Source organism: Paenibacillus sp. NPDC056722 (assembly GCF_042790635.1).
GTDB lineage: Bacteria > Bacillota > Bacilli > Paenibacillales > Paenibacillaceae > Paenibacillus_AQ > Paenibacillus_AQ agri.
The window spans coordinates 634539-647933 of the sequence record NZ_JBHTYV010000001.1; the positions used below are offsets into that span (position 1 = coordinate 634539).

10 protein-coding genes and 1 pseudogene are annotated in these 13395 nt (G+C 46.1%); 3 read left to right on the forward strand and 8 right to left on the reverse strand.

Going from position 1 to position 13395, the window contains the following annotated elements; genetic code table 11:
* Window positions 1-34: 34 nt before the first annotated feature.
* Window positions 35-859 (reverse strand): MerR family transcriptional regulator, encoded by an 825-nt coding sequence (locus ACFRAM_RS03085; RefSeq protein ID WP_379464475.1) that lies wholly within the window; start codon window positions 857-859, stop codon window positions 35-37.
* Window positions 860-2248: 1389 nt separating this feature from the next.
* Here ACFRAM_RS03085 and yidD point away from each other — a divergent pair.
* On the forward strand, window positions 2249-2695 hold the full coding sequence (gene yidD / locus ACFRAM_RS03090) for a membrane protein insertion efficiency factor YidD (RefSeq protein WP_379464476.1): 447 nt from the start codon (window positions 2249-2251) through the stop codon (window positions 2693-2695).
* Window positions 2696-2834: 139 nt separating this feature from the next.
* Here the strand turns inward: yidD and ACFRAM_RS03095 are convergent, their stop codons facing one another.
* Complete coding sequence (locus tag ACFRAM_RS03095; RefSeq protein ID WP_175372552.1) at window positions 2835-3710, reverse strand: amidohydrolase family protein; 876 nt, start codon at window positions 3708-3710, stop codon at window positions 2835-2837.
* 1 nt (window position 3711) lies between these two features.
* Window positions 3712-6873, reverse strand: a complete 3162-nt coding sequence (locus ACFRAM_RS03100; RefSeq protein ID WP_379464477.1) for a GNAT family N-acetyltransferase — start codon at window positions 6871-6873, stop codon at window positions 3712-3714.
* Between the two features lie 182 nt (window positions 6874-7055).
* Here ACFRAM_RS03100 and ACFRAM_RS03105 point away from each other — a divergent pair.
* A pseudogene (locus tag ACFRAM_RS03105) lies at window positions 7056-7373 on the forward strand (chromate transporter); the annotation flags it as partial.
* Between the two features lie 126 nt (window positions 7374-7499).
* Here ACFRAM_RS03105 and ACFRAM_RS03110 read toward each other — a convergent pair.
* The 5 genes from ACFRAM_RS03110 to ACFRAM_RS03130 form a co-directional block, all read right to left on the reverse strand.
* Window positions 7500-8051, reverse strand: coding sequence for a GNAT family N-acetyltransferase (locus tag ACFRAM_RS03110; protein WP_379464478.1), 552 nt, complete (start codon window positions 8049-8051; stop codon window positions 7500-7502).
* Window positions 8052-8100: 49 nt separating this feature from the next.
* Entirely contained in the window at window positions 8101-8883 is a 783-nt protein-coding gene (locus ACFRAM_RS03115; RefSeq protein ID WP_379464479.1) for a hypothetical protein, read from the reverse strand.
* 24 nt (window positions 8884-8907) lie between these two features.
* Complete coding sequence (locus tag ACFRAM_RS03120; protein ID WP_379464480.1) at window positions 8908-9921, reverse strand: ABC transporter substrate-binding protein; 1014 nt, start codon at window positions 9919-9921, stop codon at window positions 8908-8910.
* 128 nt (window positions 9922-10049) lie between these two features.
* Complete coding sequence (locus tag ACFRAM_RS03125; RefSeq protein ID WP_379464481.1) at window positions 10050-11690, reverse strand: helix-turn-helix domain-containing protein; 1641 nt, start codon at window positions 11688-11690, stop codon at window positions 10050-10052.
* Between the two features lie 413 nt (window positions 11691-12103).
* Window positions 12104-12274, reverse strand: a complete 171-nt coding sequence (locus ACFRAM_RS03130) for a hypothetical protein (RefSeq protein ID WP_175406339.1) — start codon at window positions 12272-12274, stop codon at window positions 12104-12106.
* A 166-nt stretch (window positions 12275-12440) separates the two neighbouring features.
* Between ACFRAM_RS03130 and ACFRAM_RS03135 the strand changes: the two genes are divergently transcribed.
* Window positions 12441-13394 carry an SDR family oxidoreductase gene (locus tag ACFRAM_RS03135; protein ID WP_379464746.1) on the forward strand — a complete coding sequence of 318 codons (954 nt, stop codon included), beginning with the start codon at window positions 12441-12443 and terminating at the stop codon, window positions 13392-13394.
* Window position 13395: the final 1 nt, after the last annotated feature.

Sequence of the window (13395 nt, forward strand, 5' to 3'; positions counted from 1 at the left end):
TAACGAGCGTCAAAGTGCAGGTTAGGACTTACGGCTATTTTTTCTGTACTGGAAAATACACCTCGGTAACGGTATCCTCAGGCGTGGCCGCTTGTTTGGGATCAGTTACATATATCTCATAGGGTGATTTCACGAGCTCATATCCTTCCGTGTCCACCCATTCCCGAAGCTTCGCATAGACCGAAGTTAATTCTGAGTAGGCACCCTTAGCCATAGCCTTCGCACACAGGCCTCCCGAAAAATCTCTGGTTCCTTTTACAGCCTCCTTTACCGGGATGGCGAACTCTGTATCATTGCCGGTAGGATTGTATTCCTGGCTATGATAAATTGTCATGGGGGTACCCAATAAGGTGAGTTGGTCGATAGCTATCTTTTCATAGAGACTGCTAAAATACGATCCATATCCTAAGGCATACTCCTCCTTACTCATCATTTGACGCGTATAGAGAATATTCATCGGCTGGACTTCAACAAGCTGCACTTCAATTCGGTCAAGATAGGCCATCATCGGTATTCCATGCTCGACATTTAAAATGTCATTACTCATTTGCTGCAGCGTATACTCAAAAGCCTGTATCTTGTTCTCGATCTCTCTTCGCTTGTGATGAAGGGCAGCATAAAGCTTGTCTTCGTATTGATCTTCTTCCACTTCCAGAAGGCCTTTAATTTCTTCCAGAGAGAAATGGTACGATTTCAAACGGTTGATCAAGAGCATCTTTTTAAGCTGCTGTATCGAATAATACCGATACCCGTTCTCTGGATTAATTTCATCCGGGACTATTAAGCCAATCTCGGCATAATATCGAAGCGTTTTTGTAGAGACTTCGCAAATCTTCGAGAATTCTCCTATCGAGAGCATCAAATTCACCTCCATTGTTTCTGTTTAAAATATGAACGAAATGCTATTCATCTAAGCCTTGTTCTACATTCACTATGCACCTTGCCCTAAGGGCAAAGTCAACAGGTAAACAATACTCATGTGAGTCTCTTCTTCTTCAGTGAACTTAGTACCAAAAGAAACAACCTTGCTCTAAGATGGAGCTGTAGTCCCTCGAGTAATCATGCGTAGCTTTGTCCAGGTATATAATTTCGATAGTTTGCCCGATGCTTATGTTCAAGTGATCGCCCCAAAATAAGAACACTTCTTCGTGTCGTTCCGCCGCCCCCAACCTCCTGGGTGATCTCTCTCACTGATGATGGTACCCTGCTGTGCATCAATCAATCGGATAATCGCCTATAGGCTTGCCTTTTATCCACATTTATACCTTTCACACTTTACTTATCAGGAATATCTTATAAGGCGTTCCTTATCAGTGAAGGAAAGGGGGATAAAACCATGAACTTTCGCAAACAAGCTAAAATATTACAAGGGAAAACCGTGCAGGTAACAACTACCGGGGGCACTTATACTGGGACCCTCTCATCGGTTGGCACAGATTTTCTTATTCTAACTTCCATTATTAGAAGACGTAGAAGAAGACGCATTATACGATTGGCAGAGATTATTCTACTCTCAAGATTATTAGGCTAAAAAACTATGAGATGCAGAAGCATCGCTCAAAGTTTCCTTGTGGGTAATGCGTACAACTCATGAAATAACATCTAATTTATATTCAAGATTAGAAAAATGGGAATAACCCGTCAGGTACAAGTCCGGCGGGTTATTTTGTATACTGGAAAACACACCTCGGTAACAGTATCCTTAGGCACCGTGGCCTGTTTGAGGTCCGTTACATATATTTCATAGGGGGATTCACGAGTTCATGCCAACGAATCTCAGCAAAACTAATCACTTTACCCTAAGGGCAAAGTCAACGGGGAAAATTGTTGTCATGTGGGTTGTCGATGTTCCATAAAACGGGCATTTCTAATCGACTTATTTCTCTTGTCATAGTAAAATAATGGAATGACTTTTTTTCCATTATACTAAAACTCGAGAGGATGATTTAAGTGAGAGAGTACAAAGTCGTTCCAGGCCCTAAGAATGTCCAAGTAAATCGTGGAGATACGCAGGCAGCAATCAATTTATTCTCAGATATCATTAATTACCAAGCACAGTCTGGTTGGGTTTATCAATCCATGGAATCATTGGCCGTTACGGAAAAGCCTGGTTGCCTTCAGCAACCTGTTACGACGCACCATTACATGCTAATATTCTACAGAGAAGTTTAAAACGAAAGTACATATTATGAGAACCACAGAGACAGAAAGTACTATTTTCAATAGTATCCCTACTGAAGAAGAATTGATGAGAATCCTACATACAGATTATGAAGAGAATGATCCTCGAAGCAACTTCTATATAAGAACACATGTCATTCCTGAAATCGATTGGTGGATGTCCCTACGCCGGGTATTGGTTCCGATACTGCTTGGTATCCTGAGCTCCGGAATTGTTTTGTACTTCTTCCAACAGCTCATGCCAGCTTATGCATTGGAGAGTGCTTTAGTAGTATTCATTACAGGCATCTTCTTGTATGTACTGTTACGGGCAAAATCCATTCTGATTTGGGGAATAAAGGTATATCAACATTACGCACCGATTAGAGTTCGGGATAAGTGCCGCTTTGAGCCAAGTTGTTCTGTCTACATGATTCAAGCTATTGAAAAATACGGAGCTATCAAAGGTGTCATTCTGGGCATCAAACGTTTGCGGAAGTGTAATATCTCCGGTGGGGGATATGATTATCTTTAAGTTCTTGCCCCTAATACTTGGATCAAAAAACAAGCCATCCCCTTCAAAATGTGGGGATGGCTTGCCTTGCTTTATACCTCAATCGCTTGCGTTAGTTTCTCGTTCGCTTCACCACATTGTAACTATACTGCCGCCGCTCTCACAGCGCCGCGATCCGATCCTTAATACGCGGGAACAGTCCAAAAGCGTTCTCGTAGAACACCTTCTCATGATGCTGCTCCGGCACAAGCCGGCGCACGAATTCCGCGTACAGATCAATTGGCGCGAGTGGCCAGTCGGTTCCGAACAACATTTTCTCGTAATGATCGGAATACACCAGCGCCCGGCGGAAATGGTCCATAAACAGCGGTTCATTCATGAACCGTTCAAAATGAGGACGGTCCCCGACGACTAAGCCGGATAGATCAGCGTAGACGTTAGGGTTCTTAGCCACTACCTCGGCAGCGTCCATCACCCACGGATCGCCCAGATGGCAGATCATGAAGTTCACGCCACGCTGCTGGAGAGCCAATTCATCTACGGTGAGTGGATGTGAATACTTAAGCAAGCCGTTCATCGAATAGGTATCGCCAGTATGAATCACTACAGGCACATCGTATTTTGCAGCCAGTTCATAGATTGGGGTGTAGATTTTGTCATATACGTAATGGTGATAGTATCCGGCATACAACTTGATACCTGCTACCTCGGGAGCTTGCAGCCGTGCCTCGATCCGATCCAGTTCCTCTGAAGCCTGCTTACCGCCAAGCATGTTCGGATTAATACCCACGCATTCCATTAGGAATGGTGGTACGGTCTCCTCCAGATCGAGGGGCATCGGATTGGGGGAACTGGAATCTGGAAAAGCCCCCTTACTCTGCTCTGTTACGCCCATTCCGATGCCGAGAATGACATCGTTCTTGTCAAACTCAGCCTTAAGGCCAGCAGCGCTGTAATCGACTTTGGACAGATCTTTAGCGGTTTGATGAAAGCTGTCGATATCCGACAGGTGAATATGAATGTCAATAATCGGCATGTTAGTTCTCCTTTGTGTCAGTAGGGCTAGTAAAAGTAATCTTCTGAAGATCGCGGACATCCTCCGGATTTAGAGCCATTCCCCCTAGGACCAGGAAGGTCGGCTGTGTCCAGGCGGTTTCCCCATTTCGCAGGGAAAGTTGGTGATTCACGCCTTGACTGAACACTTTATTGTTCACATATACAAAAGCGCCCTGATTGTCAGAATTATTGACTATATGCAGTAAGTCCTTACGAGAAATCGCACCCACTCGCAAGAGCCCCTTGGAATCAAGACCTGCGCCCAGCTTTCCAACAAGGAACTTCCCTTCCCCGGGAAGTTCCAGCCACCCTTCAGAGAAGACTGGGGAAGGCTGGAGGTAATTAGCGTCCGAGAGTGAATAATTCGGCAGAACCATGCCGCTTTCATTGGTCACCGAATGTAGTACACAGAGAACAGGGACACCAGGCAGCATTAGGTAATGCTGGTGGATCGTAATCCCCCGATTCGCCTCCTGTTTCTCAATCACAGTTGTTAATCGGAGGCCCTTCCAGAGGTTCCCGTGACTGTCTGTTCTCTCCACCCATGTCGCACTTCTAGGCTCCTGCTGTAGGCTGAAGCCACCCATGCCGGGGATATCTACGCCAAGGCCGCCGTACCAGGGATTCCACCAGGAACGCGGGGCCGCTTCCGGATAAGAACTGTCAAGCCACTCTGCGCTCTGGTACTTCAAGGAATGCACGACACTCCCAAAGCCAGGGGCAGCCGCTATGGAGAGAACTCCATTGCTCACCGAGTAGATGGGACCCGCTGGTCCTTCTTCCACTTCGCAAACGACAGCTGTTTCCTTCCGAGGGAACCAGAGAGTTGAACGCTCCTGAACCCGGTCCTCTCCACGATAAACGGCACGGATTTTCCAAAGAGATTCACGATCACTGCTTTCTGTCCCTTCCGCTTCCTCAGGAGAGAATTCAAAGCCAGCAGAGCGCAAATCATGTTCTCTGTTCAACTCAATATCAGCGACTTTCGACTCTGCTTCGCCATCGTTTTGCGCATACAGTTCAAGATTCCCAGCAAGCGGAATCATCTTTCTTTCGATTAGTTCTGCATGAAGCTCTCCAGGCACGAACGGATTCCCGCCTCCCAGCGCGAGTTCGAGATGATCAGCCAAAACGGGTACAACTGGCTCATACTGCTTCCGGGCAAAAGAACGGAAATCGGACCACTTCTTGAAGGTGTTCAGAGCAAACACAGTTGTCTTTGTCCGAACGGCATCACCTGCAGGAATTCGGCCCAGATCATGTTCCAGCCCAAGCGGGTATTCCGGGCGCAGCAGCTTCAAGGAAGGGTCCCAGTAGATTCCGCTAGCTCCGTTCTCTTCCTCGCTGAACAGCCAGTTCTCCGTAATCTGTGCACTGTCCCAATGACTTGGATCACTGGAGTAAGCATCGCCCATATCTACATACTGCCCCTGGTAAGGCAGGATCAGTCTTTTGCCAAAGAAACCGAAGTTGGTCTGCAGATATAGGTTCTCTTCCAGCTCTTGACTGGTGGTGTTGCAGATCTCGTGATGAAACTCAGCGATACCGCTGGCAAACAGCTTGGCTACCGACTTTATTTCAAGGCCAGGGAAAGCTTCCGATTCGTATAGCGTTTCAAGAATTTGACCCTCACCTTCGGGGTAGATCTTCACTTCTTTGGCCTGCTTCTTGGAGAATTCGTCGGCAAACGGCTTACCCAGCTTCGGATAGGGCCACCAGAAGCTATGATGAGAGCCCGGATATTCGATCCAAGTGTTATTATCGGTTTTGCTCTGATGCAGGGAGAATGCACCATTAACGGCGACCCACTGATCCCCATTCTCTCCACCGAAACGACCGTGTGTGCCCTTTATCAAGAGGGACAGCTTGCTTGTGAAGGTTACCGACTGGCTACCCACCGGACTAGCCGTCACTTCAACCTCTTGTGAGTACAGTCCGTATGACCGTAAGGTGAAGGCTACCGGAATCGCTGCTTTACCCTTGGCTGGAACCGTGAAGCGCACGTTACGCTCGGCCCATTCGATGCACTCAGCTTCCGGCAACTCCAAAGCAAACTCCGCTTCTGAGGCAAAATTGTTCTCTACATTCAGATACAGCTCACTCGGAATGCCCGGGAACAACGCCTTAGCTGGCAGCGCAATCTTCATCTTGAGCGGAAATTTCGGAGCAATACCGATACGGAATTCGGCTCGCTTGCCCCCAATTAACCACTCACTTCTGACAACCGGATGGGTTTTCTTGTCATTCTGTTCCTCCCGAACCGGATCAAGTCCGAATTCTCCGTCTACGATGATCGATTCTCCAGGAGCAATGGTATGTGCAACGTCCAGCGCAAATCGGATATTCTTATCATTCTGGCCCTTGATCTCAATGTTCAGCTCAGAAGCCGAACAGTTCCTGATACGATAGCGAACGTTGTAGGTGGAACCGAATACAAGATCATGATCATCGATTTCGGTGGAGATTGTATAATCCGGTGTATCGAGAGCGGTTAAGCCTCGACCGGTCTTTTCAAATTCAGCCCGCAGGGAGAGCTCTCCCTTACCCCAAGTGTACTCCATAAAATCAAAGCCTCGTTCCCGTCGGCCATCCGGCTCAACGACGAGCTCGCGGGTACTGTCCCCATACCAGTCCAGCTCTTCAAAATAAGAAGCAAGAGCTTCCGTCTGCAAAATGGTCGGGATAAAGTTCATCAAATGAACGTAATCATCATTTTTTTCCCAAAAGAAACCGCATTTCTTGTACATTGGCACTGCCTTTGTGTTGCCCGCCCAAGTGAAAAGATCCAGCCGCGGCCAACCCGCTTCCACCGTCTTGCGAACCGCATTCAAAATCAGATTGCGGCCGACCTTGTAACCGTGGTAATCGGGCCGTACATTGAGCAGTGGTACATACAGCGCCCCTTCGTCGTGGCGGTAGTGGGCAAAGCTGCAGAAGCCGACAACCTCCTTGCCGTCAACGGCAAGAAATGCATGAAGATTGGACGAGGTCTCCATCTCCCGGCGCACCGTGTCCTCCGTTCGTTGGTTAGTACCGCCTCCCCAGCTTTCGTTACTGAGATTCCACATCTCAGCAAGTGCCCCTGCATAAGAAGGATCATATTCGATAATTTGGATTTGCTTCGCGGTAGTATTGATTGCCATGCTTTCATCTCCTTATTCTTACCTTAAGTATGTAAGCGTAGAAAAAACATTTTCAACTTAATCATACCATTAACTGGAATAGCATGACGAGGGCAAAACTCTTATAAAAAAACACTACCAGCACTCGGCCGCAGGAGCAAGGACCAGCCAGATATCCGTTTATTGGATCGAAGTAGGCAAAAGGCATCCCTGGAGCCATAATCGCCACACTGGCTATCTTTTTACCGGCATTTTTACTGATTGTCGGGGCCCTGCCATTCTGGAATTCCTTTCGTAAAAGCGCTCATGTCCAGGGGGCACCGATAGGTATTAACTCAGCGGTGGTCGGAATCTTCTTGTTAGCCGCCCTGTACGATCCGTTGTGGACAACAGCGATTATGGAACCCACTGATTTTGTATTAGCATCAATCCTGTTTATCTTGCTCGTTTTCTGGAAATTGCCACCGCGGATTGTTGTCGTTTGCGGGGCAGCTGGTGGCTACTTTTTGGGTATGGTTTGAATGCTACAAGCGGGAGCGCGAACAATGGGAACGTGGCTCCCCTCCTAATGAAATACGAAAAGGTGATTCCGGATTGAAACCACCTTTTTCATATGTATAGCTGTATGTACGTGTTAGCCCGCTAACTCATTCTACAAAATCACTCACCTGACACAACCACACCATGTGCGCAGAACCAGGTCCCCAGTAGTCGATCGCTACCTTGTAGGGCTCTCCAAATTTCCGTTTCCATCTCGACTGCGCGCTTCTGTAGCCACTATCCAGACAAAATTGCTCCGTCCCTTGTGACGCCAGATAAGTTATTAATTCCTTAATTAACGCCGAACCCACACCTTGGTCTTGATAGCTTGGCAATACATATAGACTACCCAGTTCGCCCACGTCATCTAGCTGATTATCAGATAATGCGCGAATGACCTCCCCACAGGGGGCAAAGGAAATCGTGCCGACGACCGTTTCATTGATTTTAGCAGCAAGAAAATAGATATTTGAATGCTCCGCCAGGGATGCCAGAGCCTTCTGTTGTTTCATTTCAATCTCACTATGAAGATTATCCGTTAAATGCAGTATTCCTTCTTTTTCAAAGGTGTCTGTAATTGAGGATGTAAAAAGTTCAAATGCAGATTGTAAATCAGCTTGCGTAAGCCGAGTTAAGGTCAGTTGATTATTCTGTGTCACGTTCTAAGACTCCTCTTCATCTGTTTAATTGCATTCAATCGTGTCGTTATTACTTATTCGCTCTCATGATTGTCCGATCCTTTTCCTTTAACCGCGGACATTCGTAACAGTAGCCAAAGTCGCCCTCCAAGCAATAAGCCAGACAACAGGCGGTTTTCATCCTTATTTTGCGATCAGGAATACTAGGGTGCTCAATAAATCTCGGTTTCCTGTTAAACGGGTTGCTACTTAGTCCAAACGCGCTAGGATCGAGATCTTGTGTTAGCCATTCATAAAAATAAACTATTCGATTTCTACTATCTTCATCAGAAGCTTCGGCCAACTCTTCTTCCAATTGAGCATATAACGCATTACCGATCTGTCCCCATAAGGCAGTAGCATGGATCGGGACTAGCCCTGACAGCAACTGAATGATTGGCGTGACCTGTTCCTTGTAAAAAACATGTAGCATTCTCTTGTACTCTTCCTCAAGGTCCACTGCTGAAACGTCACTAAACCGTGTCTCATTGATTTTAAAGCCAAAAAGAGGATACTGTCCATCTATGTATAATTGCACCGTCAAATTGGACAATGACAAATCCAGAATGACCTCATTTCCTACATATAGCATGTGCTGCATTGCCCCGCATACTCCTGCGAACCAGCTAACAAAAAAAGCTGCCGTAGCAGCTGGTTCTCTAGCTTTGATAAGCGAGCCGTAAGTGTCGATTAGGTGTTGCATAGGTTCGGCTATTAATAAATCGCTCGCAGGGATAGTAAGCACGGTATTCTCAAGCTCATGCAGAGTCAGGGCGAACTTCTCTTCTAATTGTTGAAAATCAACCGTGCCCATTGTATACCCTCCCATGATGAATGTCTATTGTTCAAAAGCATGAATGACATCGTCAATCGCATGATCGTCAGCCAGTGGAGACATGCCCAGACTGAACCACTCCTTGCCTCCCATCATATGCACTTGATTCTTCTTCACAGCAGTCATGTTCTTCCACAAAGAGCTGCTGAGCATGTCATTATATCTATTGCGTACTTCTTCACTAGAGTCATCATCTAACTGTAAAATGAGATGGTCAGGATTATATTGCGGTATTTTTTCCAATGAAATGGATAGGCTGATCTCGTCCTGAGGATATTCTTTAATCGGTTTTAGACCTAGTGTCTTATGGATGAAGCTGCCCCGGTCACTTTTTTCGCCATAAATAACGATTTCCTTCGCCATAATCATCATGTATAGCACCGTCTCGTCTCCAGCTAGCGTCTGGAGTTTCTCTTTGGCCTGAGCTTCTTTCATCTGCAAATCTTGAATAACCTTGTTCGCTACGTCGGTTTTGCCGAGCACCCCGCCAATATCCCGTAACTCATCACGCCAATCATCGCGCTGCGGCAACAGCACCGTTGGTGCGATCTTGGAGAGCTGATCATAATCTTTATCGGACCACCATGTAGGGGCAATAATCAAATCCGGTGCAGAAGCCAGAATAGCTTCAAAGTTAGGTGCTTGGCCAATGCCCATCTTCAGCGTATCTTTGAACGGCTCTTTTAAATAAGAAGGGAACTCCGGATGATAATTCTGAACTGCAATCGGTGTAACGCCAAGAGCATATAAAAACTCCGGGTAGACTACCGAAAGTCCAATGACCCTTTTCGGATCGGTTGGAATGCTCAGGTCTCCCTTTAAAGTTGAAATTACACGCTGTTCATCGGTAGTTGCTTCGCTCTTTTTTTCAGTATTTCCTGTTGTATTCCCGCCTGTGTTCTGTGCTGTATTTCCAGCGTTTCCGGCATTATCTGCTTTACTCGTTCCGCAAGCCGTAATTAACATGACTAGCAAAACGAAGATTAATCCTGTAATCAAACTACGTTGCTGCTTCATTCTTTGATGACCCTCCTGATATTTTGATGGTTGGACGACAATCTCTAATTAAAATTGATTATCATTATCATATATAAGGAGTATAGAGGAATATTTATTGTCAGAATATTGACGATAGCGACTTTATTTTATGCACGATCCCGCCAAATCTTTAAAACTTCATCCAGCAATAGCTCATGGGTGAATGCCGTATACTCAACCCAAGGATAGGATGGCAGCAAGTCTACCTTGTTGCCTCTCACGGCCTTGAGATCATTCCAGAGCGTAGTGTTCATGAGTGTCCGCCAGCTTAATTGCGATTGAGTGTCCTCATCTACGATCAGCAATAAACGGTCTGGATCTATATCTGCCAGCTCATTCGGTGTTATATGTTGGCCCGTTCTCAACAAATCGACTCTCTGCACAGGCACAACCTGCAAATCATCATAGAATACCGTACCTAGGCTTCTTTTGCCCAAAACATTGTAGCGATCACCGGTAATATTCAGAATGAGGAGACGATCCTCCTTAAATACGTTCTTCACTTGCTCCCTTACAAAAAGAGCTCTCCGGTCATATTTCTCCAGCCACATCTCCGCTGCCACGGTCTTGTCCAGAAATTCCCCAATCAAGCGCAAGTGCGTGCGCCAATCATTGTCCACCCATGGTAGGAAATAGGCTGGTGCGATTTCTCTCAACAAGTCCTGCTCCTTCGGAGGAACCAGAATGTCGACACCAATAATGAAATCAGGTTTAGCCTGACGGATTTCCTCCCGCTTGATCGACTGATTTGAGCTTAGGGGTAGTAAAGTATCCATCTGGTACTTTCGTCTGTAATAATCCGTCCATGGGTGATCGGCTGGTGCGGCATAAGGATTCATTTGCAACGCAATCAACTGCCCAATGTTCGGAAAATCGTAGGCCACTACTTTTTCCCTGCTGTTCTTCATAAATGTGGCTGGTGGCACACCTGAGATCTGTTTGAATTTTCGCCGGAAATAAATATCATCGTGGTAGCCTACATGCCGTGCAATATCCCGCAGGCGATGGTGCCCACCTGATCTCATCAGCTGCTGCGCCCGTTCTATTCGATATACTGCCAAATAGTCGATTGCGCTGTAGCCATACCTTTTTTTGAATAAACGCATAAAATGACGGGTACTTATTCCCGCCACTTTAGCCAAATGATCGATTGTGAGTTCCTGCTGATAATGCTGTTCAATATAATCTTTAACGAATGACAGCTCCCTCTCTGAATCGGTTCCCTCTATCAATTGTGTATCCTGCAGGATAGTATAAAGTAGTTCTTGAAAAAGAATTTGACCGCGAAACCGTCTCAGGTGATCTTCATCCTGTATATTTTGGCAAATCTTATCGCACAACGCATGGATAGAAACCGGTGACGTAACGATAACTTCTCCTTTCGCCGGAAACGGGCTATTTCTCGTAATAATCTGCAACGAGTGGCCTGAAGGTCTATCGTCTTCCATAACATCAAATCGGATATGATAGAATCCCCGCTCATCAAGAGTGTTCACTTCCGCTTCTACCAGTTGACCTGGCATACATACATACACCCTGCCTTCTCGAAGCTCGGTGAACTTTCCATCAATCGTTAGCCAGCCTTGACCAGATGCCGCCACAAGAATCATATGGGATTCAATAAATTGCAGCCGTAGCTCCCAAGGGTTCGCTTGATGCTTAATATGCTCCATCTCCCGAAGCTTGAAGCACAGCCCTTCCAATGATGCATATTCCTTCTGTCTAAAGTTATTATCTACATCAACCAAGCCATTCCACCGCCCTTATTCTAGCTAACCACATTTTAGCTCACTATGTTTAGTGTCGCAATTTGCATGTGCCAACATTTATTTCACAAAAATCTTCATCAATCTATTATAGAGAGGATTAATAATATAACCCGTTGGGTGACTCTCATTTACGAAAATAATACGTTAAACAAAATATATTAGATATAAATTATATCTAGTTATTTCAAAAAAAGAGAAGGTCACCGCTATCTTAGTCCAATAGATCGGTTAACCTTACTTCTTGTAAAGATTTTTATATTTAGATTTCAATAGCGTGCTTTAAAATCACCAAAAAAATAACCTGATTCGGCACGAGAAGTATCGTAGCTGAATCAGGCTATTTTTTGTGCGATGCAGAGAACTCCTTTTGCTTGAATTACTGCGCCAGGCGCTCAGATCAACGGGTAATTAAGTACGATTTGCGGATTTGTGTAATACGGCGGTCTAAGCTCGATGACTGGTGCTGGCCATGAATGGTTCGAAGCATAGTGCATATCCACGTATCCATTGTCATGCGGTATAAGCAAATAATACACCTGCGGGCTAAAATAATAAGGGATCATAGGGCCTCCTGGTATGCTTTTTGTTACCAATGTACGTAGGCGCTGCCCGATCTGAGCCAGTACTGTGAACATTTTAAACAATGGGCTGAAATCACCACAAATGCCTATTGCACATAAGATAACGTATGAATTCATTCGGGAGGCAAAGATGGACAATAAACAGAAGATGGAGCAATTGGAGCAGTCACAGCAGTATTTTGTGGATCACTTAAAAACAGAGCCCTACCCTCTGTTCCCAAATTACGGAAGGATCACGAAATATGAAGAGGTACCGCTCAATATGCCGGAGCAGCGACAGTTTCGTCAGCCAGGTGTGGAGCGACTGATGGTACCCATGCCGCTGGTGGAGAACCCTAATTATAAAGGCAGCGACAAGCTGTTAGATAAGGTTGCCCTCATCACTGGGGGAGATAGTGGTATGGGGGCGGCAGCGGCCATTGCTTTTGCCAAAGAAGGTGCTGATGTCGCGATTTCCTATCTGGATGAACATGAGGATGCAAAGCGAACACAGACAAGGGTTGAGCAGCTCGGTCGACGCTGCTTGGTGTTACCGGGGGATTTAAGAGATAAGCGGCATTGCGCGGCTATTGTCGAGCAGACGGTGAATTTTTTTGGCAAGCTGGATATTCTGTGCAATCATGTCGGCATTCAGTTTCAACAGAACAGCCTGCTCGACATTACCGATGAACAGTTCGATGACACCTTTAAAGTCAATATTTATTCGCATTTCTATACTACACGAGCTGCGCTGCCGCACTTGAAGCCTGGCAGTTCGATCATTAATACCTCTTCTGTCGTTGCTTACAATGGGGAAACGCTGATGATTGATTATTCCGCAACCAAAGGAGCAAATGTCGGATTTACACGCGCCCTTGCACACAATGTCGCGAAGCAGGGCATTCGCGTTAATGCTATTGCCCCTGGGCCAGTGTGGACGCCAATTATCGCGGCGAGCTTTACCGCAGACAGAGTAGCCTCTTTTGCCGCGTCCAATCCAATGCAACGTCCAGCGCAGCCGTTCGAGGTCGCTCCGACTTTTGTCTATCTGGCATCGGATGACTCCCGGTTTGTGACCGGACAGGTGCTACATGTGAATGGCGGCCAAGCGACAAGTTCGTAAC